The sequence below is a fragment of the Nocardia jiangxiensis NBRC 101359 genome, assembly GCF_000308615.1.
Taxonomy (GTDB): Bacteria; Actinomycetota; Actinomycetes; order Mycobacteriales; family Mycobacteriaceae; genus Nocardia; species Nocardia jiangxiensis.
The window spans coordinates 105,795-129,854 of the sequence record NZ_BAGB01000068.1 but is presented as its reverse complement, the minus strand read 5'-3'; the positions used below and the strand labels follow the sequence as shown (position 1 = coordinate 129,854).

Annotated in this window: 26 protein-coding genes; 11 read left to right on the top strand and 15 right to left on the bottom strand. The window is 67.4% G+C overall.

Annotated features, from left to right (window positions below; genetic code table 11):
* Nucleotides 1–205: 205 nt before the first annotated feature.
* Nucleotides 206–1,258: an NAD(P)-dependent alcohol dehydrogenase gene (locus ON40_RS29950; protein ID WP_040828220.1), complete on the bottom strand. Its 1,053-nt coding sequence runs from the start codon at nucleotides 1,256–1,258 to the stop codon at nucleotides 206–208.
* Between the two features lie 101 nt (nucleotides 1,259–1,359).
* Between ON40_RS29950 and ON40_RS29945 the strand changes: the two genes are divergently transcribed.
* Both ON40_RS29945 and ON40_RS29940 read left to right on the top strand, forming a co-directional pair.
* Complete coding sequence (locus tag ON40_RS29945) at nucleotides 1,360–2,097, top strand: ZIP family metal transporter (protein ID WP_040828219.1); 738 nt, start codon at nucleotides 1,360–1,362, stop codon at nucleotides 2,095–2,097.
* 135 nt (nucleotides 2,098–2,232) lie between these two features.
* A complete protein-coding gene (locus tag ON40_RS29940) occupies nucleotides 2,233–3,363 on the top strand; it encodes a S1C family serine protease (RefSeq protein ID WP_040828218.1) in 1,131 nt (376 codons plus the stop codon).
* A gap of 30 nt (nucleotides 3,364–3,393) precedes the next feature.
* Here ON40_RS29940 and ON40_RS29935 read toward each other — a convergent pair whose 3' ends face one another.
* From ON40_RS29935 to ON40_RS29895, 8 genes are all read right to left on the bottom strand, one after another.
* Nucleotides 3,394–3,960 carry a vitamin K epoxide reductase family protein gene (locus ON40_RS29935; protein ID WP_040828217.1) on the bottom strand — a complete coding sequence of 189 codons (567 nt, stop codon included), beginning with the start codon at nucleotides 3,958–3,960 and terminating at the stop codon, nucleotides 3,394–3,396.
* Nucleotides 3,957–4,745 carry a DsbA family protein gene (locus ON40_RS29930; RefSeq protein WP_245568051.1) on the bottom strand — a complete coding sequence of 263 codons (789 nt, stop codon included), beginning with the start codon at nucleotides 4,743–4,745 and terminating at the stop codon, nucleotides 3,957–3,959. Before ON40_RS29930 ends, ON40_RS29935 begins: the two co-directional genes overlap by 4 nt.
* A 185-nt stretch (nucleotides 4,746–4,930) precedes the next feature.
* Nucleotides 4,931–5,779: a polyphosphate kinase 2 family protein gene (locus ON40_RS29925; RefSeq protein ID WP_040828216.1), complete on the bottom strand. Its 849-nt coding sequence runs from the start codon at nucleotides 5,777–5,779 to the stop codon at nucleotides 4,931–4,933.
* A 67-nt stretch (nucleotides 5,780–5,846) separates the two neighbouring features.
* Nucleotides 5,847–6,524 (bottom strand): ESX secretion-associated protein EspG, encoded by a 678-nt coding sequence (locus tag ON40_RS29920; protein ID WP_040828215.1) that lies wholly within the window; start codon nucleotides 6,522–6,524, stop codon nucleotides 5,847–5,849.
* Between the two features lie 165 nt (nucleotides 6,525–6,689).
* Complete coding sequence (locus ON40_RS29915) at nucleotides 6,690–7,325, bottom strand: class I SAM-dependent methyltransferase (protein WP_040828214.1); 636 nt, start codon at nucleotides 7,323–7,325, stop codon at nucleotides 6,690–6,692.
* Nucleotides 7,326–7,390: 65 nt separating this feature from the next.
* Nucleotides 7,391–8,656, bottom strand: a complete 1,266-nt coding sequence (locus ON40_RS29910; protein ID WP_040828213.1) for a saccharopine dehydrogenase family protein — start codon at nucleotides 8,654–8,656, stop codon at nucleotides 7,391–7,393.
* A gap of 18 nt (nucleotides 8,657–8,674) precedes the next feature.
* On the bottom strand, nucleotides 8,675–10,240 hold the full coding sequence (locus ON40_RS29905; protein WP_083896028.1) for an ABC1 kinase family protein: 1,566 nt from the start codon (nucleotides 10,238–10,240) through the stop codon (nucleotides 8,675–8,677).
* Nucleotides 10,241–10,604: 364 nt separating this feature from the next.
* A complete protein-coding gene (locus tag ON40_RS29895) occupies nucleotides 10,605–11,315 on the bottom strand; it encodes a TetR/AcrR family transcriptional regulator (RefSeq protein WP_051193765.1) in 711 nt (236 codons plus the stop codon).
* A 356-nt stretch (nucleotides 11,316–11,671) separates the two neighbouring features.
* Between ON40_RS29895 and ON40_RS29890 the strand changes: the two genes are divergently transcribed.
* From ON40_RS29890 to ON40_RS29865, 6 genes are all read left to right on the top strand, one after another.
* A complete protein-coding gene (locus ON40_RS29890; protein ID WP_040828457.1) occupies nucleotides 11,672–12,934 on the top strand; it encodes a DUF445 domain-containing protein in 1,263 nt (420 codons plus the stop codon).
* A gap of 95 nt (nucleotides 12,935–13,029) precedes the next feature.
* Complete coding sequence (locus ON40_RS29885) at nucleotides 13,030–13,566, top strand: helix-turn-helix domain-containing protein (protein ID WP_051193732.1); 537 nt, start codon at nucleotides 13,030–13,032, stop codon at nucleotides 13,564–13,566.
* Nucleotides 13,563–14,240, top strand: coding sequence for a hypothetical protein (locus ON40_RS29880; protein ID WP_040828211.1), 678 nt, complete (start codon nucleotides 13,563–13,565; stop codon nucleotides 14,238–14,240). The genes ON40_RS29885 and ON40_RS29880 overlap by 4 nt, the downstream gene beginning before the upstream one ends.
* A gap of 94 nt (nucleotides 14,241–14,334) precedes the next feature.
* Complete coding sequence (locus tag ON40_RS29875) at nucleotides 14,335–14,616, top strand: DUF2516 family protein (RefSeq protein ID WP_051193764.1); 282 nt, start codon at nucleotides 14,335–14,337, stop codon at nucleotides 14,614–14,616.
* Between the two features lie 72 nt (nucleotides 14,617–14,688).
* Nucleotides 14,689–15,708 carry an alpha/beta fold hydrolase gene (locus tag ON40_RS29870; RefSeq protein WP_040828209.1) on the top strand — a complete coding sequence of 340 codons (1,020 nt, stop codon included), beginning with the start codon at nucleotides 14,689–14,691 and terminating at the stop codon, nucleotides 15,706–15,708.
* Nucleotides 15,709–15,788: 80 nt separating this feature from the next.
* Nucleotides 15,789–16,802, top strand: a complete 1,014-nt coding sequence (locus tag ON40_RS29865; RefSeq protein ID WP_040828208.1) for an alpha/beta fold hydrolase — start codon at nucleotides 15,789–15,791, stop codon at nucleotides 16,800–16,802.
* 225 nt (nucleotides 16,803–17,027) lie between these two features.
* Here ON40_RS29865 and purU read toward each other — a convergent pair whose 3' ends face one another.
* Together purU and ON40_RS29855 are read right to left on the bottom strand one after the other, a co-directional pair.
* Complete coding sequence (gene purU / locus ON40_RS29860; RefSeq protein ID WP_040828207.1) at nucleotides 17,028–17,909, bottom strand: formyltetrahydrofolate deformylase; 882 nt, start codon at nucleotides 17,907–17,909, stop codon at nucleotides 17,028–17,030.
* 59 nt (nucleotides 17,910–17,968) lie between these two features.
* On the bottom strand, nucleotides 17,969–18,484 hold the full coding sequence (locus ON40_RS29855) for a GNAT family N-acetyltransferase (RefSeq protein ID WP_040828206.1): 516 nt from the start codon (nucleotides 18,482–18,484) through the stop codon (nucleotides 17,969–17,971).
* A 184-nt stretch (nucleotides 18,485–18,668) separates the two neighbouring features.
* Here ON40_RS29855 and deoC point away from each other — a divergent pair, with 184 nt between their 5' ends.
* A complete protein-coding gene (gene deoC, locus ON40_RS29850; RefSeq protein ID WP_040828205.1) occupies nucleotides 18,669–19,355 on the top strand; it encodes a deoxyribose-phosphate aldolase in 687 nt (228 codons plus the stop codon).
* A 9-nt stretch (nucleotides 19,356–19,364) separates the two neighbouring features.
* Here deoC and ON40_RS29845 read toward each other — a convergent pair whose 3' ends face one another.
* Nucleotides 19,365–20,099, bottom strand: a complete 735-nt coding sequence (locus ON40_RS29845; protein ID WP_051193731.1) for an LmeA family phospholipid-binding protein — start codon at nucleotides 20,097–20,099, stop codon at nucleotides 19,365–19,367.
* A gap of 115 nt (nucleotides 20,100–20,214) precedes the next feature.
* On the opposite strand from ON40_RS29845, the gene ON40_RS29840 reads away from it, so the two are divergent.
* Nucleotides 20,215–20,898, top strand: a complete 684-nt coding sequence (locus tag ON40_RS29840) for a type IV toxin-antitoxin system AbiEi family antitoxin (protein WP_245568049.1) — start codon at nucleotides 20,215–20,217, stop codon at nucleotides 20,896–20,898.
* A gap of 45 nt (nucleotides 20,899–20,943) precedes the next feature.
* Here the strand turns inward: ON40_RS29840 and ON40_RS29835 are convergent, their stop codons facing one another.
* The 3 genes from ON40_RS29835 to ON40_RS29825 are packed head-to-tail and all read right to left on the bottom strand — an operon-like array spanning nucleotide 20,944 to nucleotide 22,863.
* A complete protein-coding gene (locus tag ON40_RS29835) occupies nucleotides 20,944–21,864 on the bottom strand; it encodes a class I SAM-dependent methyltransferase (RefSeq protein WP_306305400.1) in 921 nt (306 codons plus the stop codon).
* Nucleotides 21,834–22,349, bottom strand: a complete 516-nt coding sequence (locus ON40_RS29830; protein ID WP_040828204.1) for a DUF2505 domain-containing protein — start codon at nucleotides 22,347–22,349, stop codon at nucleotides 21,834–21,836. Before ON40_RS29830 ends, ON40_RS29835 begins: the two co-directional genes overlap by 31 nt.
* A gap of 22 nt (nucleotides 22,350–22,371) precedes the next feature.
* Nucleotides 22,372–22,863: a DUF2505 domain-containing protein gene (locus ON40_RS29825; protein ID WP_040828203.1), complete on the bottom strand. Its 492-nt coding sequence runs from the start codon at nucleotides 22,861–22,863 to the stop codon at nucleotides 22,372–22,374.
* Nucleotides 22,864–22,904: 41 nt separating this feature from the next.
* On the opposite strand from ON40_RS29825, the gene ON40_RS29820 reads away from it, so the two are divergent.
* Complete coding sequence (locus ON40_RS29820; RefSeq protein ID WP_083896027.1) at nucleotides 22,905–23,996, top strand: UDP-N-acetylmuramate dehydrogenase; 1,092 nt, start codon at nucleotides 22,905–22,907, stop codon at nucleotides 23,994–23,996.
* Nucleotides 23,997–24,060: the final 64 nt, after the last annotated feature.

Here is a 24,060-nt window from a genome sequence, read left to right as displayed (position 1 = left end):
AGTCAGCTGCTGTGTGCGAATCGAACGCATCAATTAGTAGTGGAGGAATCAGGAGTACGCAAACCTGGTGATGAGCATCACATCGGTATTGAAATATTGCGCCACAATCGATTACAGCGCGTGTGCGCGAGTGATAGCCATTCGGTTGCGAAAGCGATGTGGACCGGTCGAACCGCACGCGGCGAGAATTCGACCGGTCCGGACATCACATGGTGGCGGCGTCGATCACGAACCGATAGCGGACGTCGCTGGCCAGTACGCGCTCATAAGCTGCATCGATTCCGTCGGCGGAGATGACCTCGATATCCGCGCCGATCCCGTGTTCGGCACAGAAATTCAGCATCTCCTGGGTCTGTGCGATACCGCCGATCATCGAACCGGCCAGCGAACGCCGGAAATTCGCCAGCGTGAACGGCTGCACCGACAGCGGTTTGTCGGGCAGGCCCAGAATCACCAGCGTGCCATCGAGATTCAGCAGTCGCATGTAGTTGTCGATCGGCAGATTCGCCGACACGGTGTTGATGATCAGATCGAAACGTCCGCGCAGATCCTTGAAGGTTTGTTCGTCCGAGGTCGCGTAGTAGTGCTGTGCGCCGAAACGACGGCCGTCCTCCTGTTTGCCGAGCGATTGACTGAGCACCGTCACCTCGGCTCCGAGGGCCGCGGCGATCTTCACCCCGATGTGTCCGAGTCCGCCCATGCCGATGATCGCCACCTGTTTGCCCGGACCGGCATTCCAGTGCCGCAGCGGTGAGTAGAGCGTGATGCCCGCGCACAGCAGCGGCGCGGCCACGTCCAGGCCGATGCCCTCCGGAATGGCCAGCACGAAATTCTCGGTCACCACGACCTGGGTGGAGTAACCGCCGTAGGTGGTGCCGCCGGGCTGGAACTCCTCGGAGACGCGGGTGTTGTAGGTCATGGTGCCGCCGCCGGTGCAATACTGCTCCTCGCCGGCCAGGCACGAGCCGCACTTGCCGCAGGAGTCGACCATGCAGCCGACGCCGACGCGGTCGCCGACCTTGTGCCGGGTCACCGCCGTGCCGACCCCGGCGACAACGCCCGCGATCTCGTGTCCGGGAATGCAGGGGTAACTGGTGCGGTGCCATTCGTTGCGGGCGGTGTGGATGTCCGAGTGGCAGATGCCCGCGTACTTGATGTCGATGAGCACATCGTGCGGGCCGAGTTCACGCCGTTCGATAGAGGTCTTCTCGAACCGGCCGTCAGGAGTGGAGAGGGCGTATGCCGCGGCAGTGGTCATGAATTCATGCCTACTCTTGCATCCTTAGCTTTGCAAAACGTCGGCGAACTCGCCGGTAGCATGTGCGCCGGGTGTGCCCGCACATGTCACATGCTGGACCGATGGCGATCCTGGTGGCGTTGGTGTCGATGTGTTCGACACTGATCGGTGGTCTCGTCGCGGTGCGGATCGGGGATCGCAAACACGCCGTTCTGGGACTGGCGGCGGGGGTGATGCTGGGTGTGGTGCCGTTCGATCTGCTGCCCGAGGCGCTCGAACAGACCCCGCAGTCCATCGCCGGGGTGCCGATCGCGCTGGTGGCCGCGGTGGTGGGTTTCCTGACCATCCACATCATCGAGCGCGCGGTGGCCATACACACCGCACACGAATTCGAATTCGGTGCGCATACACACGGTTTCGAGTCGGTGGGCCTGCTCGCGGCGGGTGGGCTGATCTTCCACAGCACCCTGGACGGCCTCGGCATCGGGCTGAGCTTCCAGGCGGGCACGGGGGTGGGCACGGCGGTGGCCATCGCGGTGATCTGTCACGACTTCGCCGACGGGTTCAACACCTTCACCATCACCACCCTCTACGGCAACGCCCGCCGCCGCGCCCTGCTGCTGCTGACCCTGGACGCGCTGGCCCCGGTGGCCGGCGCGACGATCGGCACGCTCATCCGGGTTCCCCCCGAGGCGACCGGACTATATCTCGGTTATTTCGCCGGATTCCTGCTCTACCTGGCGACCGCCGACATCCTGCCCGAGGCGCACGCCGGACACCCCTCCCGGCTCACCCTGTTCTGCACGGTCGCGGGCACGGCCTTCATGTTCGGCATCGCGGTTTTGAATCACCAGTCCTGATCGGCCGCAGAAGGTTCCGATCGCACAATGGCCCGAATACCTCTCGCGGAAGGGGAGCGTAGTTCGAACACTGGGTGGTACACATGAAAACACAAACGCCGACGCCCGAGGGGCGCGCACGAGGCGGGAGTGCCCATGTCCGACGAGCGGCCGCAGAACGATGACGTGGGGAACGTTGATGTGCCCGGTCGGGTCGGCAGGACCGGACGTACGGCCGCGGGCGTGCTGGCCGTGCTGCTCGCGGTGGTCGTCGCGCTGGGGTTACAGGGTGGTCTGCCGCACTGGGTGACCGGACCCGAGGTCACCGAGACCACCACCGCGCCGCCGCCGCTGCCGCCGATGGATCCGGTCGCGATCGCCCGGACAGTGGAGCCGGAACTGGTCAACATCAACGTCTCGATCGAGCCGACCGGCATGGGGGCGGCGGGTTCGGGCATCGTGCTGTCCGCGGACGGGCAGGTGCTGACCAGTCATCACGTGGTCAAGGGCGCCGAGGTCATCACCGTCGGCGATGTGGGCACGGGTGCGCAATTCCCGGCGACCGTCCTGGGCTACGACAGCACCGCCGATATCGCACTGCTCTCGCTGAACGGGGCCGAGGGACTGCCGAGCGTCCGCCTGGGCGCGTCGTCGGCTCTGCGCCTCGGCGATCAGATCATGGCCATCGGCAATGCGGGCGGCACCGGACATCCCACCGCGGAGCCCGGCACCGTGACCTCCCTGAACACCTCGATCGTCGCGCGCGACGCCGCCGATCTGAGTCGTAAGGCCCTGACCGGAATGCTCGAACTGGACGCGCCGGTGGCCTCCGGGCAGTCCGGCGGCGCGGTGGTGGATCGCAGCGGCGCGGTCGTCGGCGTGGTGACCGCCGCGTCGGGGGAGTTGACCAGGACCGACGGGCGGGCCACCGGCTACGCGGTGCCGATCGATCGGGCGATGGAGATCGTGCGGCAGATCCGTTCCGGCGCACCCACGGACACCGTGCACATCGGTCCCACCGCGACATTGGGCGTGCTGACCTCGGATGCGGCCATCGGCGGCGCCCGGGTCGACGTGAGCATCTACGGACTTCCCGCCTATGCCGCCGGACTCACCGTGGGCGAGGTGATCACCGCCGTCGACGGACATCCCGTCTCCTCGGCGAAAACGCTGAAATACGTGCTCAACGTCCGCAAACCGGATGACACGGTGCGTCTGGACCTGACCGAACCGGACGGCTCGCGGCGCGTGGTCGCCGTCGTCCTGGCCTCGGGTCCGCCCAACTGAGGGCGATCGAGGCCAGGGGACGGCAACGACTCAGATCAGCGACGTCCAGTAGGTCTGGAAGCGCAGGAACACCATCACCAGCACGATCGCGTAGAACACGATCACGAAGGTCCAGCGCCACTCCACCACGATCCGCAGCGCACCCCGGGCATTACCCCAGATCTGACTGGTCACCGAGGCCAGCAGGATCGGCGTGAACGCCCACACGACCATGCAGTACGGGCACAGTGCGCCGATCCGGTAGAGCGTGTGGAAGATCAGCCAGCAGATGAACACCATGCCCGCCACGAGACCGAGCCACAGCCCACCCCAGAACCACCGCGGCAGCGCCACACCCGCGACCGCGAGTACGGCCATCGTCACCGCGACCGAGAAGCCGACCACGCCGATGATCGGATTCGGGAATCCGAACACGTGCGCTTCCTTGGACGCCATCACCGAACCACACGCGATGATCGGGTTGATGTTGCAGGACGGCACGTAGGCCGGATTCATCAGCAGCTTGAAATCGTCGACCGTCAGCACGATCGAGGAGATCCAGCCCGCGACGGTGCCGACCAGCAGCAGCCACGCGGTACGAGGTGGTACGGAGATCACTTGAGTGCGGCCTCGATCGAACTCTTCATCCCGCCGGGGGTGAACAGCGCATCCTGGGTCTGCACCTTCGTGCCGTTCACGAAGACGGTCGGCGTGCCGTTGATGCCGGTGCTGAACACGTCCTGGGTGCTCTTCTGCACGTAGGCGTCGAATTTGTCGTCGGTGATGCACTTGGCCACCGAGGGATCGGTGATGCCGGTGGCCGTGGCGATCTGGATGATCTTGCTGTCCGGCAGGCCGCCGGCGCCCTCCTCGGGCTGCTGCTGGTACATCGCGCTGAGCCAGGCCTGGAACTTGGACGGGTCGGCGTCCGCGACGCAGTAGGCCGCGTTCGCGCCGCGCGAGGAGTAGCGCGTGCCGCCCGAATTCTGATCCAGGAACGAGATCACGTTGTACTCGACTGCGATGTTGCCGTTGTTCACCTCGTCGCTCAGGACCTGGCCGTTGGCCGCCTCGAACTGCTTGCACACCGGGCACTGCAGGTCGGCGACGACGCGCACGGTGGCCTTCGCGCCGGGCTTGCCGATGCGGATCGCGCCCTTGTCGGTGATCGATCCGGTCAGGCCGTCGGGCGAGGCGGGCGCGGTGACCGCCGGACGGTTCGCGGCATCCCGTTTCACATTGTTCGAATGCTTGATCGCGATGCTGATCGCGATGGCGGCGATGAGCGCGAGCAGGACGACCACGACGGCCACCTGGATCAGGATCGTGCGGGTGCGATCGCCACCCTTCACCGCGGCGAGTGAGTTCTTACCACGCGGATTCTTGCTCACCTCGGAGTTCACCACGCCTTTCCTGTGTTGGTCCGACAGCCGTGCCGCCCCGATGGTACGGGCCGTCGGCCGTCACGGGGCGTTCGGACCACATGATTGCGGGTGAACCTGAGAGCATCCCGAGATTTCTTCCTCGAGGTGTGTGAACTCTCGGTGACGGGCCCCGATTTCCGGTGACGAACTCCAAGTGCGGCCGTTCAGAGTTCGGCCAGGCGCCGGCGTTGTTCCTCGATGTCGAAGCGTGCCGGCGGCCAGTTGAGATCCAGGCGTTCGAGGGCGTCGATGAGCAGTTCGGTGACCGCGAGCCGCGAGTACCACTTGCGGTCGGCCGGGATGACGTACCAGGGCGCGTAATCGGTGCAGGTGCGATCGAGTACGGCCTGGTAGGCCTTCTGGTAGGCGGGCCAGTAGGCGCGCTCATCGATGTCGGACGGATCGAATTTCCAGTATTTGTCGGGCCGGTCCAGGCGCTGGGTGAGGCGTTTGCGCTGTTCGTCCAGGGAGACGAACATCGCCACCTTGACGATGGTGGTTCCGCCGTTCGCGACGGTGCGCTCGAAGCGGTTGATCTCGTCGTAGCGCTTGCCCCACACGTCCGGCGGCACCAGTTCGTGCACCCGCACCACCAGCACGTCCTCGTAGTGCGAACGGTCGAACACACCGATCTGCCCGCCGCGCGGCAGCTGTTTGCGGATCCGCCACAGATAGTGGTGCCGCCGTTCCTGTTCGGTCGGCACGCCGAAGGCGGCGTGATCCACGCCCTGCGGATCCACCGAGCCGATCACGTGCCGCACGATGCCGCCCTTGCCCGCGGTGTCCATACCCTGCAGTACCAGCAGGATGTTGCGCGGATCGCCGGAACGGCCGTTGGCGTAGAGCTTCTCCTGCAGTCCCGACAGCACCGCGCGGCGCTCCTCGAGCAGCAGTTCGCCGGATTTCTTGTCGCCGCGGAATCCTGGGGTGGCATTCGTGTCGAGGTCGGCGATCCGCACGCCCTTCGCGTGCAGTGCTTCGGTGACCGGAACGGACCAGGGGGACTTGGGCATATGTGCAGTATGAACGTCCGCGGGCGCGGGTCGACCCAGATGGGCGCGTGTCAGTGCGGAGGTCTGCTCAGTGCAGACCGGCCAGCTGCCGCAGCTGGGCGGCGAACGCGTCGTCGTCGACCGGGGTGAGGGTCAGCTGGTCGGCGGTGGTGAGCAGATAACGGCCGTCGCCCGCGACGTCGAGCCAGGTGCGGTGCCGGGTCGTCGGCGGGGCCGGATTGTGCGGGGCCGTGGTCACGGTGACGATGCCGCGCGAGTCCACCGGCGCCCGCAGCGCGCGCTGGAATCGGGCCGGACCGGCCGGGATGGGATGGCGGCCGCTCACCAGCACGGCGCGCTGCGCCTCGCGCATCGCGGCGGTGCGCCCGGCCGGGGCGGAGCCGATCACCTCGACGAGCCGTTCGCCGATCGCCTGTGCGGGAACGAGCATCACCACGATCGACTCGCCCCGCGCGATCAGGATCGCGGCGTGGGTCAGCATGACCGCGGCGCAGGCCAGAATTCGTTCTGGTGCGGCGCCGGGGGTGGAACGCTCGCCGGAGACGGTGAGCGTGGTGAGATCGGTGCGCGCGCACAGCAGCAGTGCGGCGGCCAGATCGGGATCGGTGTTGCGGGCGTACTGCTGACGCAGACCGGGTGCGGGTGTGGCCGGGATGGCCGCGTTGACCGGGTAGGGCCGGAAGTCCAGGCCGGTTTCGGTGGTCCAGACGTGGGCGAATTCGTCCGGAGTGAGAACCCAGCGCACTAGGCGCGGCCTATGCGTGCGCGGGGACGTGGTGGGATGAGAATGATGGTTGCCTCCGCGGAGCTCCGGCGGGTCCATCGGGACACTACCGGACGGTAATCCTCCCGCGAACAGCTCTCGGATGTGATCTGCGACTCGTCCAATCCCGGTGCCGCGGAATATCTTTCACTCCGGACGCGTCGCGCTGAGATATTGCAGCAGGCCGTGCACCTGCTGCTCGACGTCCACCAGCCCGGCTTCGACGAACAGCTTGGGAAATACGTCGTTGTCGAAGAACCGCACCCCGATGATCGCGCTGATCGCCGCGCACACCGCCCGGCCGAACCGGTTCCGGTAGCGATAGCTGGTACTGATCGCGATGCGACCACCGGGAGCCAGTACCCGGACCATCTCCTGCGCCGCGACCAGTGGATCGGGAATCAGATACAGCGCACCGAAACAGCAGACCGCGTCGAAACTTCCGTCGGGGAACGGGAGTCGCCGGGCGTCGCCGCGGACGTAGCTCACATCCGGGCCGGTGTTGTCGGCGCGGGCCTGCCGCAGCATCGGGACCGAGAAGTCGATACCGACCGCGTGGCCGCCGGGTGCGTTCTTCTCGCTCAGGTGGCGCGTGAAATTGCCTGGCCCGCAGGCGATGTCGAGCACGGTGCGAGGTCGGTCCAGGCGCAGGGCGCGTACCGCGTCGGCGCGGTCGGCCCCCATGGTCCGTCCGGAGACCAGGAAGAAACTCGTCGGACGCCAGACTCTTTCGTAGACGAGTGCGAAGGCGGGATGGTTCATCAGGCGTCGAGCGAAGTTCAATCGGGTAGCTCTTTCGAAATCTGTTGGTGCTGAAAACAGGTCGTGTGAAATGAGGTTGTGCGAAGTCAGGCGGGCGCGACGTCGATCGTGATGCCGGCGGTGCGCAGCCGGTCGGTGAGTGGATCGCCCATCGCCGAACCGGGAGTCAGCACGCCCGCGAGTTCGGGCAGCTCGTCGAAGGCCAGGCACAGTCCGGACTCGCCCAGCATCACCACGGTCGCCTGATAGCCGGGATCGCCCTGACCGGCGAAGGTGCACACGTACTTCGCACCGGATGTGGTGTGCGCGAACGTCTTCATGGTGAACCAGCCGCTGCTGCGGGCTTTCTCGTCCGGCCCGGTACCCGGTGCGGGCAGCAGGCGATCGAGCAGCCGACGGCCCAGCGGAATGCGCGACAGCAGCGCTCCGGCGGTCATCGTCGCCACCACACCGCCGGAGATACCGGCCGCCACCAGCGGGGACAGCGCAGAGCTGCCCGCGCTCATCACCTCGCGATACCGGAAGTTCTTGCCGTACACCCACCCCAGCAGACCGTTGGTGCGACGCACGATCTTGGTGTTGTGACCGGCCATGACGAACGTCGCGACCCAGCCCCGCAGACTCGGATCGATCGTCGAGGCGCGCTGCAGCGTCTGATCGCTCTGCCGGCCCACATCCGGATCCATCGTCTTGTCCGGACTCAGCGAATACGGATGCGCCAGAATCGCTCCGCGGGAAGGATTCTCGGCGATCTGCTCCATCATCGCGCGTCCGGAATCGATCGTGCCGCCGCTCGTACCGCCCTTGAGCCAGGCGACCAGCGTGGTGTCGGTGAGCTCACCGGTGTTGTCCTCGACGCTGCGCCGGTACAGCCGGAACACGCTCAGATCCGACGGAATCGAGTCGTAGCCACAGGAATTCACGATCTTCGCGCCGGTTTCCGCCGCGGTGTCGTGGAACTGATCGATGCAGTCGCGGATGAACAGCGGCTCACCGGTCAGATCGGCGTAGTGGGTGCCCGCCGCGGCGCACGCGCGAACCATCCCCAGGCCGTAGCGCAGATACGGGCCGACCGTGGTGACCACGACCTTGGTGCGTGCGGCGAGGTCGTCCAGCGCAGCCTGATCGGACGAATCCGCAACCAGCAGTTGCCATGTCGCGGCCGCCGGGCCGAGGTCCGCGCGCACCGCGGCGAGTTTGTCCGCCGACCGCCCGGCCAGTGCGATGCGTGCGCCCGCGGGCGCCGCCTCGGTCAGATACCGTGCGGTCAGCGTGCCGACGAAACCCGTCGCGCCGTACAGCACGAGGTCGAATTCCCGGTCCGGGGTGTTCTCGGTGTTCTCCGCGGTCATGGGCCTTTCCTCTACGAATCACGCCTTGCTGCGTCGTTTTCCGGACTTCGGCGTGGATGTCCTGGTGGTCGGCGCGGGGGTGGGCCGCTGGGCGAGCCATGCCTGATGGGCCTTGCCCAATTCGGTGACCGGCGCGTCGCCGTAGATCCACTCCCGCGCGATGCGATGCCAGTTGTTCGTGGCCTGTAGCTGTCCGAGCACTCCGAACGTCATGAAATCCGCGCGCCGGGAGAACAGATGTTCCGGGGGCAGGGTCTGCTGCTTCATCCCGGCGTGCTCGGTGGCGCGCGGGTCGATCGCCAGCACGGCCGCGCCGCTGGCCAGTTCGGGGGTGATGGTCAGATCCTCGTCCAGCAGCGCCCACTCGATCGCGGACAGGCAGTACTCCAGACATTCCTCGGCCGTCACCTCCTCCGGCGAATCGATGATGCCGTGATCGATCATCAGCGTACGCAGATCCTCCGCGCGATCCTCGGCGGCGGCGCGGATGCAGGTCAGCTCGAACTGCACGTCGGCGGGGCGCATCAGGTTGTAGAGCCCGAAGTCCAGGAAGGCCACCCGGCCGTCCTCGCCGAGCAGGATGTTGCCCGGATGCGGGTCGCCGCAGAACTCGTTGAAGTTGTAGAGCGAACCCACGTAGAAGCGGTAGACGATCTCGCCGATCCGATTGCGTTCGGCGGCGGGCAATTCGCGGATCTCGTCGAAACCGCGGCCGGGGAAGAACTCGCTCACCAGCACGTGGGTGCTGGACAGCTCCGGCATACTGGCCGGCACCGCGATGAACGGGTGGTCGGCGTAGAGCTCGGCGATCTGCCGCTGGGTGGTCGCCTCGGTGGTGTAGTCGAGTTCGCTCTCCAGGTGCAGGCGCAGCTCGTCCAGTACCGCCGGGGTCACCCACGGCATCGCCGAGGCCAGGATGCGCCGGAACATGGCCAGATTCTTCAGATCCGCGCGCACGGCCGCGTCGATGCCCGGGTACTGCACCTTGACCGCGACGTCGCGTCCGTCGTGCAGTCGCGCCCGATACACCTGGCCGATGGAGGCCGCGGCGATCGGTTCGGGTTCGAATTCGGCGAACAGTTCGGTCAGCGGGCGGCCGAAGTCGGTCTCGATGAGTTCGCGCATCGTCTCGAAGGACACCTTCGGCGCGCTGTCCCGCAGGACCGCGAGCCGATGCTGGAAGCGTTCCCGGTGCTCGGTCGGCACGACGTCCATGTCCAGCACCGACAGGATCTGCCCGAGTTTCATCGCGACACCCTTCATGGTGCCCAGCACGATGACCATCTGCTCGGTCGCGCGGATCGTGGACTCCTCGGCCATGCGGGCGCGCACCTCTTCGGAGCGACCGCGCATCGAACGACGAGTCTTCTGGGCGCGCAACACATTTCCGGCGACGGCGACGCCGAGCTTGGTACCCCGGGCAATCCTGGACGTAGGGATCTCTTTACCGCGCTTGCGGGCCTTCTGCTCCTTGGGGTCGGGCAGATCCGTCGCCGCTTCGGGGGAGATATCCACGTCGTCCGCAGGAGGTACGGGGGATACGGTCTCCGCCTGATCCTCGGGTTTGCCGGGTGATTCACCCATGTGCTTGCCGGCCTCTCCGCGACTTCAGCGTGCCGTGGGATGCCCGGAGACTCGTGCTTCGGGGCGGCGGTTGGGAGTGCGGTCGGGTTTCGGGCGTTCCCGGTGAGTTACCCATGTACTCCCCTGCTGCTATAGGTCGTTACTGCCGGTCGTCGGGTGTGTGGCGGGTTTGTCGCCGGGCCGCCGATACCGAGCGGGCCGAGGTCTCGGGCTGCTGCGCGCTCTTCAAGCCGGATGTGGGGCGCGGCGGGATTGCCGCCGGGTTGATGCGCGTTTCGCCGATGCTTCGGATGTCACCCGAGTGCTGCTGCGAATTTATCGACGCGGTCACCCGACATCAGATTTACCGATGCCGGGGGCTGGGTCAAGCGTCGTCGGGTTCGGGCAGGCTGTGCGGGGTGGAGTTGAAGCGTTCGGGGGAGCCGCCCGCGCGGACCATGCCCTCGATCGCGCTCCACGCCATCATGGTCATGTGATCGAGCATGGTGTCCGCCGACATGCCGCGATTGCCGATCCACCAGTCCGTCGCCAGCTGGACGCCGCCGACCAGGACGTACGCGTACAGCTCGACACCCTCGGTGTCGATGTGGCGGCCGAATGCCTTGTCGCGCAGGACCGCGGCGACGATGTCGGCGAAGAGTTTCTCGAACTCCGCCAGCGTGGACTTGTCGGTGGAGGAGCCGTAACCCATGATGAACCGGTACACGTCGGTATCGGCGTCCACGGTGTGCACGTACGCGGCCAAAGTGTTGCGGACCAGCTGATATTCGTCCAGATCGTCGCTGATCGCGTCGTAGATTCGCGGCATCAGGGTGGTCTCGATGAACCGCTCCATGGTGGCGCGGGTCAGATCGTTCTTGTCCGAGAAGTATCGGTACAGAACGGTTTTCGAGACGCCGATCTCGCCCGCGATCTCATCCATGCCGACATCGCCACCCCGCTTGCGGATCGCTGCCAGGGTGCCGTCGACCAATTCCTCGCGGCGGTCGATCTTGTGCTGGTGCCAGCGCCGCTTGCGGCCGTCCACCCGGACCGTACGCGCCGGGCTGGAGTTGAGGGCGGCTTCGGTGGACAGGATGACTCCTCGTGTAGGGAACGGGGCCACTCCAGCTTAGGTCCTTCCGATCGGCGATGTTCCGAGTTCGCCGAGGCCACTTCGACCACGTACCGAAGGCGGCCCGAACCGTGCGACTCGGACGAGCGGACCAGAATGGAAATATGGAGCAATCTCCCGGCAGTGCCTCACGCGGGGCCGATGCAGTGTCCACGGGCCCGGATCCGGTGCGGACAGGCGTTACCGGCACCTCGCTCACCCTGCCCGCGGCACCCGCTCCGAGCGGTCCCGACGGGGCGTCCGGACCGACTCGCGGAGTGGGATACACCACAGCCGGACCGGACCGGCGGGACTCACCCGCCTCATTCGCCGACCTGATGGACGACTCCGGCAAACGTCGCGATCTGCGCCGGATGAAGTTCGTCGCCACGGCCTTCCTCGCCGCGGCGACGATCGTCTATCTGGTGTGTTGCTGGATCGGCTCGCGCGGTGCGGGCGGCAACTGGGTGGGGTATGTGCGCGCGGCCTCGGAGGCGGGCATGGTCGGCGCGCTCGCGGACTGGTTCGCGGTGACCGCGCTGTTCCGGCATCCGCTCGGGCTGCCCATTCCGCACACCGCGATCATCCGGAAGAAGAAGGATCAGCTCGGCGAGAGCCTCGGCAATTTCGTGCGGACGAATTTCCTGTCCCCGGAAACCGTGGTGGCGAAGGTGGATTCGGCGCAGATCTCGCTGCGGTTGGGGCGCTGGATGGCCGATCCGGCACACGCCGCGCGGGTGTCGGAGGAATCCTCGACGATTCTGCGCGCGGCCATCGATGGGCTGCGGGACGAGGACGTCGAGCAGGTCATCGACCAGACCATCGTCAAGCGCATCGCCGACCCGCAGTGGGGTCCGCCGATCGGCCGGGTGCTGACCGAACTGCTGGCCGAGAACCGGCAGGCTCCGCTGCTGGACCTGCTGGCCGAGCGCGCGCACCAGTGGGCGCTGGGCAGTCAGGAGACCCTCGATCGGATCGTGAACACCGAAGCGCCGTCCTGGGCGCCGAAATTCGTGAATATCATGTTGTCCGAACGGATTTACCGGGAATTGGTGGAATTCACCTGGAAGATCCGCTCGCAGCCCGATCACGAGGTGCGGCTGGCGGCCAATCGCTTCCTCGAACAGTTCGCCGACGATCTGCAACACGACGAGGCGATGATCGCGAAGGCCGAACGGATCAAGGCCGAGATCATGGGCCGCGAGGAGATCACCGGAATGGCCCGCGCGACGTGGCGGGCGGCCAAGCGGTTGATCCTGGAATCGGCCGACGATCCGCACAGCACGTTGCGGCGCAAGATCTCCGAGAACGTGCAGCAGCTCGGGCAGCGTCTGGTCGACGAGACCGAGATGCGCACGAAGGTGGACGGCTGGCTCGAGCGCGGGGTGCGCTATCTGGTGTCGAACTACGGCTCCGAAATCGCCACGCTGATCAGCGATACCGTGGCCCGGTGGGACGCCGACGAGGCGAGTCGCAAGATCGAATTGCAGGCCGGGCGCGATCTGCAGTTCATCCGGATCAACGGCACGGTGGTCGGATCGCTCGCCGGATTGGTGATCTACGCCGCGTCGCATCTACTGTTCCCCGGCTGGTCGGGTTAGGTCCGGCCGCATTCACGAACGAGTGCTAACAGAGGTGCTTGCAAGAGTTAGCACCCTGTCCTAGAATTGACCGCACAACCGCCGGAAGGTGAGTGATGGCACAGGATCCCGAGGGTCCCGAGCAGAAAGTCGAGGAGTCCGTGGAGACGTCCGCGGATCTCGGCGAGAAGGTGGCCCGCGTAGCCAGCGCGGCGCACGACATCGGGAGCTTCATCCGGTCGCAGCGAGAGGCCGCGCAGGTCTCGCTGCGACAGCTCGCACAGCTGGCGGGGGTCAGCAATCCGTATCTCAGTCAGATCGAGCGCGGACTGCGGAACCCGTCCGCCGAGGTACTCGCGCAGATCGCCAAGGGTCTGCGGGTGTCCTCGGAGGTCTTGTACATACGGGCCGGCTACCTCGAACAGAGGCCGCACAGCCCGGTCCGGGACGCACTGCTGGCCGATTCGGTGATCACCGAGCGGCAGAAGCAGGTGCTGCTGGACATCTACGAATCGTTCTGCCGCGAGAACGCGGGGAACGAATTCGCAGGGGACGCAACGGAATCCGAGGGGGGCGTTCCCGGGGGGACCAGGGACAACGCCGTTCCGAGCACTACCACCGCCGTTCCGCCACGCCAGGAGAACGAACCATGACCGAAGCAACACTCACCGTGACCAAACCGCTCTACGCGACCGTCGGCGCCGGGGATGCCCTCTACGCCGCCGTCAACGACCTGGTGGGCAAGGTGCGCGAGCGCGCCGCCACCGTCGATGTCACCGGCCGCGTGGACGAGGCCCGCGAGCGCATCGCGAACCTCCCCGCCGACGCCCAGGAACAGTTCGAGACGCTGCGGCAGCGGCTGACCGGCCTGCCCAACGAACTGCCCGAGGATCTGGCCGATCTGCGTGAACGGCTCACCGCCGAGGAGCTGCGCAAGGCTGTCGACCAGTACTACCACCAGCTGGTGGACCTGTACCAGGATCTGGCCTCGCGCGGTGAGGAGACCGTGGATCGGCTGCGCGCCAACCCGGCCTTCGAGGAGCGTTTCGAGAAGGTCGAGGGCATCTACTCCGATGTCGTCACCCGCGCCGAGGACGTCTTCGGCAAGGTGTCCGATCAGGCCCGCGGCCTGCTGGGCAGCACCGAGGAGCAGGCCGAGGCCGAGCCGGTCGTCGACGCCGAGGTCGTCCAGGTGACCCACGAGCCCGCCGCTCCGGTCGACGAGGCCCCTGCTGCCGACGAGGCCGAGGTCAAGAAGGCTCCCGCCAAGAACGCCCCGGCCAAGAAGGCGCCCGCGAAGAAAGCCGCGACCACCGCCAAGCAGTAGTCGTCGCGCTCGTTTTCCGAGTACGCCCCCGCGCACCGTCAGGCTGCGCGGGGGCGTTTCTCCTATCATTGAGGGTGTGTACTCCCTGATCGGCATGACCATGTTGGTGATTCAGATCGCCGCACTGGGTGCCTGCCTGTTCGCGTTGGTCCACGCCATCCGTCAGCGTCGTGACGCGTTCACGGCGGTCGACAAGCTCACCAAGCCGATCTGGGTCACGATTCTGGCCGTCGCCACGGCCGTGGTCGGGTTGCCGTTGCTGGGCTGGTTCAGCCTGGGGATGTTCGGGCTCATCGCGGGTGTCGTCGCTACCGGCGTATATCTGGCCGATGTCCGGCCGAAGGTGGACGAAGTGCAGCGCGGTCCGCGCTGGTAGAGCGCTTGCACTAGCAAGCACTCCCTCGGTGGCGTTACTGTATCGGTAAGTAACACACAAGGGAGTGTTCCGATGCAGGCAACGTTGCCTACCCCGATCGCGGGTCTGGTTGATCTCGTCCGCGGGCTGATGCGCACCCATCGCGCCGGTCTGCGCGCCCGGACCTACGGCGAGCAAGCCTTCGATCCACCGAGCGCCCCGTGTGCGGTCGTACCGGTCACCGCACCGGACGGGACCGCCCTGCGGGTGCATTCCTACGGGCCCGACAACGGCGACGTCATCGTGCTCGTGCACGGCTGGACCTGCTGTATCGAGTACTGGAACCCGCAGATCAACGCCTTCGCCGGACAATACCGGGTGATCGCCTACGACCAGCGCGGCCACGGCGGAAGCGCCTTGGGCACCAGCGCGCTGAGCACCGAACTGCTCGCCGACGATCTGTCCGCGGTGCTGGACGCGGTGTTGCGTCCCGGTCAGCGGGCCGTGCTCGTCGGGCACAGCCTGGGCGGGATGACGATCCAGGCGTGGGCCGGGCGGTATCCGGGCCAGGTGGCCGCTCGCGCGGCCGCGGTGCTGCTGACCAACACCGCCGCCGGTGATCTGATCGCGGAGACGAGCGTCGTACCGCCGCTGCGGGCGCTGCCGTTGCCGCTACTGCTTCCGATCGGGAAGTTCCTGCTCAGCGCACCGCTCGTCTTCCCGCCGATCGCGCCGGTGCGGTGGATCTTCCGGCGTCAGGTGATGAGCCTGGCCTCGACCGGTGATGTGGCCGAGTTCGCGCTGTCCATCGTGCGGTCCTGTCCGACGCGGGTGCGGGCGCTGTACGGGGCGTTGCTGGCGGATCTGGCGCTGGGGCGTTCGGCGACGGCGCTGACCGTGCCGACCACCGTCATCGCCGGAAGCGCCGACGATCTGACGCCTCGGGTGCATGCCGAGCGGATCGCGGAGATGCTCGCCGAAACCGGTTCGCTCGATCGCCTCGAGGTCCTGCCGACCGGGCATCTGGGCAATGTCGAGGCGGCCGAGGCGTTCAATGCCGAGCTCGACCGGGTGCTGGGCGGTGCGTTCACGGTGCGGGAGGCCACGGCGTAGCCGGAGTTCGATTGCGGTGCTTGCACTAGCAAGCGCCGCGGTTAGCGCGGTAGTGTGCGAGAGGACACAAAGGAGTGCTCATGCTGGCGAAGCTGCCCGAGGCGGTGGCCGGACTCCGTTCCGGCGCCGATGCGCTGGTCGCGGCCCATCGCGGACAATCGCGTTCGCGGAAGTATCGGACCGTATCGTTGGATCCGCACCCCGCGCCGGAGGTCGTTCCGCTGGTCACCGAGGATGGCGCTCGTCTGCGAGTGCACGCCTACGGTCCCGAACAGGGCGATGTGATCGTGTTCATCCACGGCTGGTCCTGCTGTATCGAGTACTGGAACCCGCAGATCAACGCGTTCGCCGGGGAGTATCGGGTCGTCGCCTACGATCAGCGCGGCCACGGCGAGAGCGATTGGGGCACAAGGCCGTTCGGTGGGGAACAACTCGCCGACGATCTGTCCGCGGTGCTGGACGCGGTGTTGCGTCCCGGTCAGCGGGCCGTGCTCGTCGGGCACAGCATGGGCGGTATGACCATTCAGGCCTGGGCCGGGCGGTATCCGCAGCAGGTCGGCCAGCGGGCCGCGGCGGTGCTGCTGGCCACCACCGCCGCGCGGCAGATTCCCGGCCGCGCCACCATCATCCCGGTCATCGGCGAACACCTGCCGACCCCGGTGTGGGTTGCGCAGACCATCTTCGGCGCACCCGTGCCGCTGCCCGGATTCGCCATCGCTCGCAAACTGCTGGCGTCCCGCATCATGACCTCCGACTGCGATCCCGAACTGGCCGAGTTCGCGCTGTCCATCGTCCGGTCCTGCCGTCCCACGATCCGCGGCGCGGTGGCCCGCGACCTGGCCGCGTTGGACCTCGGCGCCGCGGCATCCCACATCACCGTCCCCACCAGCGTCATCGCCGGTGAATACGACAAACTCCTGCCCACCGTCCATTCGGTCGAGATCGCCGACCTCCTCGCCGAGACCGGCGCCCTGGACCGCCTCCTCACCCTCCCCACCGGCCACCTGGTCAACATCGAGGCGGCCGCGGAATTCGACGCCGAACTCCGCCGCATGATCCAGGTGGCTGGACGCAGCAGCGCAGTAGCCAGCTAGAAATCACCGCCCAAAGCGGCGGTCTCCCAGGAAAAGCCGGTGGCGAGACCTCGTCCCGCCACCAGCCAAGACCGGTCAAGGGCGCCCGGTCTTGGCCCTGTGTTTTTGGCCTCCGCTTCGCTCCGGCGGGTTTTCGGCGCAACGACGAGCCCGCGCGGAAAACCTTGGGGGTTGGCGTTGTTGGCCTGAGGGTTCCGGCGGACGGAGACGCTTCGCCGCTGGAAATCAGCTGAATACGACTGTGCGGCGGCCGTGGACCAGGACTCGGCCTTCCAGGTGCCAGCGCAGGCCGCGGGCCAGGACGACGCGTTCGATGTCGCGGCCCTGGCGGACCATGTCGCGGACCTCGTCGCCGTGGTCGATGCGGATGACGTCCTGTTCGATGATCGGGCCCGCGTCGAGTTCGGCGGTGACGTAGTGGCAGGTCGCGCCGATCAGTTTGACGCCGCGGGCGAAGGCCTGGTGGTAGGGGCGGGCGCCGACGAACGAGGGCAGGAAGCTGTGGTGGATGTTGATCGCGCGGCCCGCCCAGTGCTCGCACAGATCCGGCGGCATCACCTGCATGAATCGGGCCAGCACCACCGCATGCGGATCGTGCGCGTCGACCAGTTCGCGCACCCGGGCGAAGGACGGGCCGCGTTCGGCCGGATCCTTCGGGAACGGGACGTAGTGGAATTCCACGTTGTGCGCCCGGGTCACATCGGCGAGATCGGGATGGTTGCCGATCACCGTCTCGATGGTCGCGGGCAGCTCACCGCTCGCGGCGCGGCCCAGCAGATCGTGCAGGCAGTGCGCATCCCGGCTGACCAGCAGCACCGCGCGCCGGCGCACGCCCGAATCGAGCAGCTGCCAGTCGGTTTCGGGCCCGAACTCCGCCGCGACCTCGGCGAACCGCGCCCGCAACTCGTCCAGCCCGAACGGCACCGTCGACGCGGTGATCGCCTGCCGGGTGAAGAACCACCCGGAGTCGATGTCCGAGTGATACCCGGCCTCCATGATCGATCCGCCGAACCCGGCGATGAACGAGGTGATCCGGGCGATGATTCCCGGCCGGTCCGGACAGCCGAGCGTCAGCACGAACCGCCGATCCTCATCCGCCGCGCTCATCCCCGCACCATCCGCTCGCTCATGCCCCCATCCTCGCAGGTGGCGAAGGCCCCTCTGGCTCAGAGTGCGTAGAACGGCTCCGGGTAGTGGAATTCGCCGGTGATGCCGGGTTCGTAGGTGGTGAGCGGGCGAACCTGGAAATGGGAGGTCCAGGCGGGTTCGTTCGGGACGATGCCGAGGCGGGAGCCGGGCTGGAAACCGAAGCGCGGGTAGTACTCCGGGCTGCCGAGCAGACCGACCAACGGTTCGTCCAGGGCGTCGGCCGCGCCGAGGGCCGCATGCATCAGGGCCGAGCCGACGCGGGCGCGCTGATGTTCGGGCAGGACGCCGATCGGTCCCAGGGCCAGCACCGGATACGGGCCCACTCCGGCGCGGGTGAGGCACACGTGCCCGACCACCTGATCGATGCTCTCCGCGACCAGCGACAACGTCGGTATCCAGGCGGAATCGGCGCGTAGGCGATGAACCAGATCGACTTCGGCAGGTTCAGCTGTTGCCCCGGACCGGGCGAACGCGGCTCGATGCACCGCATCGATCGCGGGGATGTCGCCGGTCCGTTCACGACGGATCAGCACGGTGCCGTCTCCTCCCCTTCGACTGCGCCCGGTCGCATCCGTGGTGATACGACTGCTGCCCGCACGACCGGCCCTCACGAGTGTGCGGGACGAGCAGGTCCGAACGCAACGAAATTCGTTCCGCCGCAGGCGCGCAGGTCCTCGGGCCGAGCGCGTCGCGGCCGATGTGCCAGACTCTGTGCCCATGGCCGATACCTCGCCGCAGACCGGAGATCGCGCGCTCACCCGCCGGGAGGTGGCCGCGATGATCGACCACACCCTGCTCGCCCCGGGCGCCACCGCCGCGGACGTCGCCGCCACCATCGATGAGGCGCGGGAGCTGGGCGTCTACGCGGTATGCCTGTCGCCGTCGATGCTGCCGGTCCGCGCGCCCGGACTCGTCGTCGCCACCGTCGCGGGATTCCCTTCGGGCAAACATCATTCGCTGATCAAGGGCAGTGAGGCGCGGTTGGCGGTGGAACAGGGCGCGGCCGAGGTCGACATGGTCATCGACGTCGGCGTGGTGTTGGCGCAGGACTACAACGCCGTCCTGGCCGATATCGTCACGGTGCGCGAGGCGGTGGGCCGGGACACGGTGCTGAAGGTGATCATCGAATCCGCGGCGCTGCCCGATCCGACGATCGCCGAGGTGTGCCGTACCGCCGAACGGGCCGGCGCAGACTTCGTGAAGACCTCCACCGGATTTCATCCCGCGGGCGGAGCCGACGTGCGGGCGGTCCGGATCATGGCCGATACCGTCGGCGGGCGGTTGGGCGTCAAGGCCAGCGGCGGTATCCGCACCGCGGAATTCGCGGCCGAGCTGATCGCCGCGGGGGCGACCAGACTCGGTATGTCCGCGTCTCGCGCTGTGCTGCAAGGGTTCCCGGAATAGGCCACCGGCTCAGCAGCTGACCTGGGTGTTGGGGTCGGCCTGCATGGTGCTCGGGCCGCCGGCGAGTTTCACATCGATACCCGAATCGGTGACGGTCAACTGACTCGGATGCATGTCGAGCGGATAGCTCTGCAGACTCTTGGTCATCGACTGCACGATGTTGTCGACCAGATCGTTGGGGATGCCGATCACGCCGAGCAGCGTGGCCTTGTTGGTGTCGACCTGGATCTTGTCGTTCACGATGCGCGGGGTCAGCTCCAGATCCGCCAGACCGCCGAGCACCTTCACATCCAGCGTGCCCGAACTCGGATTCGACGTGACGCCCGAGACCAGGCCCTGCAGTGTCTGGGCGATCCCGTCGTCGCTCCAGTTGGCCTCGGCGCTGGAGCTGGCGACGGTGGCGTCGTTCCCGTTCATGGCGATGTTGTTGAGCGTGGCGCGCACCTTCATGCCGACCGCCGGGCCGAACTGCGCGTCGTCACTGTTCACCGTGACCGAGCCGACCTTGTGGTCGAGGTAGGTGAGCAACAGGGGTTTCGCGCCGAAGCTCACCGAAACCTTGCTGCCCAGGCTCTTTTCGAGCTGGGTCGCGATACATTGCGAAAAGTGTTTGCGGGCATAGGTTTCGAAGCCGACCGCGGTGCCGACCACAGCCAGCACGATCACGATTCCGACGATCAGCACAATTCGGCGCACGTTCCGGCCGCGGCGCGGCGCGGCGGTCGCGGGGTCTGGAAGGCTCATGGTTGCGATTCTTCCCGAACTTTCTGAGTTCGTTCTGTGGAACGATTGAAGGATCGATTGCGAGTCGTGCCCGATTGTGACATACCGCACACGCTCCGGGCGTAGCCTGGATCGCATGTCCAGGGAATCCGGTGCCGCCAGCGGCGGGCCCGGAGGCCGTAATCCGCGCAACAACGCCGGGCCCCGGGAACGTCGGCAGACGAGTGTGGCCGGGCGGGGGCGCGATCCGGAACAGGCGTGGTCGGTGCTGCGGCGGCTCGCTGGCCGGTACGCCGGATACTTCACCACCCGCACGGTGGTCCGTTCCGGGTGCGAGGAGTTGATCCGCGCGGCGCTGGACGAGGGCCGGGTGCTGCGGGTCGGGGTCGGTTTGATGCGGCTGGGCGATTGGCCGCCCGGTCCGCTGGACGACTATGCGAAGTGGTCGGCCTGGTTCGACGGTGCGGCCGCGGTCTCCCATCACAGTGCGGCCGAACTGCACGGCCTGGGCCGGTTGCGCCCGCGATTCGTGCACATGTCCGCCAGCGGAGGCCGACTGCCCAGCTCACCCGGACTGGTCGTGCTGCGCCGCACGCTGCGCCGCGACGACGTCGAATCGGCGGGTGCGTTCCTGCTGACCACCCCGCTGCGCACGATCCTGGATCTGGCCGAATCCGGTATCGGCCAGATCGCGCTGGACGAGGTGGTCGCCGACGCGGTCGCCATCCACCGCTGCGACGGCGACGAGATCTACACTGCCGCAGGGGCTCTGCCCGCCCATGCCGCCGAACGACTCAGGCGTTCGGTGGATCGGGCCTGAATACATCCGCGCGCCACCGGCCTGCGGGGTGAATATCGTTGTGCTTCAAGCCTTTGCGGGCGCGACCACGTGCCAGGGCACCGAGAGTACGCAGTCGCGCATGCGGCGGCGGTAGGGGCGGACCGGAAATCCGTTCTCGCGCAGGATTTCCGCGGTCCGTCGCCAGCGGGTACGCGGGCCGTAGGGGGCGAGCGGTGCGGCGTGCGCCCAGGCGCGATCGGCGGCGGTGAGCAGGGTGTGGATCGGTTCGCCGGGGACGTTGCGGTGGATCAGCGCCTTCGGGAGGCGTTCGGCCAGGTCCGAGGGACGCTCGACGGTGAACGGATCCCAGGCCAGGGTGAGCGAGAGCGGGCCGGAACGGTCCAGCAGCACCCAGGCGCAGCGGCGGCCGAGTTCGTCGCAGGTGCCCTCGAGCAGCAGGCCGCCGGGCGCCAGGCCGCGCAGGATCGTGTCCCACGCCGAGGCGACGGCCTCCTCCGGATACTGCCGCAGCACGTTGAACGCGCGCACCAGAACCGGGCGCAGACCCGCGAGTTCGAAACCGCCGCGGGCGAAGCGCACCCCGTCCCGGCCGGGCACGACGCGTTCGGGATCGATCTCGAGTCCGACCACCCGCACGTCGTGGCGTACCCGGCGCAGCCGCGCGGCCAGCTCCAGGGTCGTCACCGGACTCGCGCCGTACCCGAGGTCGACCACGAGGGGGTCGTCGGCCTCGCGGACACGGGTGCGGACCAGTTCGTCGTGGATCAGCCAGCGATCGCTGCGCCGCAACCGGTTGATCCCGGTCGTGCCCCGGGTGATCGCGCCGAGCGGTTTACCGGATGCGCGCGGTGCCTTACCGGACGCGTTGGCCGATCTGCCGGACGTGCCGAGTGGTCTGCGGGATGCGTCGGCCGGGCCACCGGGCGCGAGCGGGCTGTCCGATCCCGGCCCCCTCAGCTCGTCGGGTTCTGCTCTTCCAGCCATTGCGTCGTGAATTCGGCCTCGGCGCGCAGCAGGTCGATCAGGTTGATCAGCATCAGCTGTTCGAGCCTGGGCCCGAGCAGCGGGATGCTCACCCGCGCCGTCGGCGTGGTGCGCAGCGTGCAGCCGGTATCGGTGGGGAACAGGTGCATCTTCCCGTTGAGGGTGCCGGGCGCGGACGGAATCGTCGCGTCGAACTCGCCGTCGACCTCGGGACCGTACGGGCCGTACGTCTCGGTGCGGGCGATGATCATGTCCTTGCGCATCACCGTCTGCGCCAGGTCGGGCAGCATGTGACGGGGCAGGACGTGCTCGAGCACCACCTCGATACCGCCGTCGCCCGCCTCCAGCGAGACCACCTCGTTGGGGGAGTACTCGCGCATCTTCGCCATCCGCGCATCCCAGTACGCGCGGTCGGACAGCGCCGCGTACACCTCCTTGGTGGTGTGCAGCGGATAACGGGCTGAGTAGGCGAGTCGGCGGGGCATGGGGAGTTAGGTTACTGGTCGCTCAGCGGTTCGCGATCCAGGTACTGGTGAACTCCGCCTCCGCCGCGAGCAGCTCCAGCAACTTCTCAGCGACCACTGCCTCGATCTTCTTGCCGAACAGCGGCACGCTCACCGCGACCGTGCCCTCGACGACCGCCCGCACCTGCGTGTCGTCACCGCTGAGGGTGACCGTGCCGCGCACTTCCGCGGGCGCACCCTCCACATGGGCCTCGAAAACACCGGCCTCCTGGGATTCGGAGTAGGTCTCGGTGCGCGGGATGACCAGATTGCCGGGACGTACCGAGGTCAGCGCGCTGGGCAGCTCGGCCTCGGGGATCGACTGCACCATCGCCACACGCAACTGCTCGCCGTCGTACTCGAAGGATTCCAGGCGCGCGTCCGGCCCGCCGACCTCGGCGAGACGGTCCTTCCAGTACTGCTCGTCCGCGAACGCCGCGCGTACGGCCGCGGTCGAGAATTGGTAGTTCGCGGTGAAGGCCAGAGGTGTCGCCATGGTCGAACAGGCTACCGTCTGTGACTGTGCGTACATCTCAGGTGGTGCCGTTCGAGGACGTGACCGAACTGCTGGCCGCAACCGGTGCGCGGGTGCGCAATTCGGTCCCGCTGGCCGGGCTGACCACGTTGCGGGTCGGCGGCCCGGCCACGGTCGCGGACTGCGAGAGCGTCGAGGCCCTGGTCGCGACGGTGCGCACGCTGGACGCGGCCGGAGTTCCGGTGCTGCTGCTGGCGGGCGGGTCGAATCTGCTGATCGACGACGCCGGATTCGGCGGGGTCGTGGTCCGGATCGCCACGCGCGGAATCGAATTCGGCGATGACGGGGTGGTGGCCGAGGCGGGCGCGGTGTGGGACGAGGTGGTCGCGGCGAGCGTCGCGGCCGGATTCGGCGGGCTGGAATGCCTTTCCGGGATTCCCGGGTCGGCGGGTGCGACGCCGGTGCAGAACGTCGGGGCGTACGGGGTGGAGGTGGCGCAGCTGTTGCGGCGGGTGCGGCTGCTGGATCGTGGGTCCGGCGAGATTCGTTGGGCCGCACCGCAGGAACTCGGTTTCGGCTATCGGACCTCGGTGCTCAAGCACAGTGATCGGTCGGTGGTGCTGGCCGTCGAGTTCGCCTTGAATCCGGACGGGCGCAGCGCGCCGCTGAACTATCGCGAGCTGGCCGCCGCGCTGGATGCCGCCGAGGGGGAAACCCGTCCGGCGCAGCAGGTGCGCGAGGCGGTGTTGCGGCTGCGTGCGGGCAAGGGAATGGTGCTCGACGCCGCGGATCACGACACCTGGAGCGCCGGGTCGTTCTTCACCAATCCGGTGGTGTCGCCGGAACGGGAGGCCGAGGTGCGTGCCGCGATTGCGAGGTATGTGGGGGATGTCACAGTGCCTGCCTACCCGTCGGTAGCAGGGGTGAAGTTCTCCGCGGGTTGGTTGATCGAAAGGGCCGGTTTCGGTAAGGGATATCCGGGTACTCCAGCTCCCGCCCGGTTGTCCACCAAACACACGTTGGCACTGACCAACAGGGGTGATGCGAGCGCCGCGGACCTGCTGGAGCTGGCGCGTGCCGTGCGCGACGGCGTCGCGGAACGCTTCGGGATCCGGTTGGAACCCGAGCCGGTGATCGTCGGCTCGACACTCTGAGAGCGTGGCGCGAACCACCCGAAACTCGGTCGGAGCCGGAAAACTTACGCGGTAGATTCGCGGA

Bases quoted from the DNA above. Each gene is read 5' to 3' on its own strand.
- ON40_RS29950 (WP_040828220.1), bottom strand. From the start codon at position 1,258: ATGACCACTGCCGCGGCATACGCCCTCTCCACTCCTGACGGCCGGTTC.
- ON40_RS29945 (WP_040828219.1), top strand. From the start codon at position 1,360: ATGGCGATCCTGGTGGCGTTGGTGTCGATGTGTTCGACACTGATCGGT.
- ON40_RS29940 (WP_040828218.1), top strand. From the start codon at position 2,233: ATGTCCGACGAGCGGCCGCAGAACGATGACGTGGGGAACGTTGATGTG.
- ON40_RS29925 (WP_040828216.1), bottom strand. From the start codon at position 5,779: ATGCCCAAGTCCCCCTGGTCCGTTCCGGTCACCGAAGCACTGCACGCG.
- ON40_RS29910 (WP_040828213.1), bottom strand. From the start codon at position 8,656: ATGACCGCGGAGAACACCGAGAACACCCCGGACCGGGAATTCGACCTC.
- ON40_RS29905 (WP_083896028.1), bottom strand. From the start codon at position 10,240: ATGGGTGAATCACCCGGCAAACCCGAGGATCAGGCGGAGACCGTATCC.
- ON40_RS29890 (WP_040828457.1), top strand. From the start codon at position 11,672: ATGGACGACTCCGGCAAACGTCGCGATCTGCGCCGGATGAAGTTCGTC.
- ON40_RS29885 (WP_051193732.1), top strand. From the start codon at position 13,030: ATGGCACAGGATCCCGAGGGTCCCGAGCAGAAAGTCGAGGAGTCCGTG.
- ON40_RS29880 (WP_040828211.1), top strand. From the start codon at position 13,563: ATGACCGAAGCAACACTCACCGTGACCAAACCGCTCTACGCGACCGTC.
- ON40_RS29875 (WP_051193764.1), top strand. From the start codon at position 14,335: ATGACCATGTTGGTGATTCAGATCGCCGCACTGGGTGCCTGCCTGTTC.
- ON40_RS29870 (WP_040828209.1), top strand. From the start codon at position 14,689: ATGCAGGCAACGTTGCCTACCCCGATCGCGGGTCTGGTTGATCTCGTC.
- ON40_RS29865 (WP_040828208.1), top strand. From the start codon at position 15,789: ATGCTGGCGAAGCTGCCCGAGGCGGTGGCCGGACTCCGTTCCGGCGCC.
- purU (WP_040828207.1), bottom strand. From the start codon at position 17,909: ATGAGCGCGGCGGATGAGGATCGGCGGTTCGTGCTGACGCTCGGCTGT.
- deoC (WP_040828205.1), top strand. From the start codon at position 18,669: ATGGCCGATACCTCGCCGCAGACCGGAGATCGCGCGCTCACCCGCCGG.
- ON40_RS29845 (WP_051193731.1), bottom strand. From the start codon at position 20,099: ATGAGCCTTCCAGACCCCGCGACCGCCGCGCCGCGCCGCGGCCGGAAC.
- ON40_RS29840 (WP_245568049.1), top strand. From the start codon at position 20,215: ATGTCCAGGGAATCCGGTGCCGCCAGCGGCGGGCCCGGAGGCCGTAAT.
- ON40_RS29835 (WP_306305400.1), bottom strand. From the start codon at position 21,864: ATGGCTGGAAGAGCAGAACCCGACGAGCTGAGGGGGCCGGGATCGGAC.
- ON40_RS29830 (WP_040828204.1), bottom strand. From the start codon at position 22,349: ATGCCCCGCCGACTCGCCTACTCAGCCCGTTATCCGCTGCACACCACC.
- ON40_RS29825 (WP_040828203.1), bottom strand. From the start codon at position 22,863: ATGGCGACACCTCTGGCCTTCACCGCGAACTACCAATTCTCGACCGCG.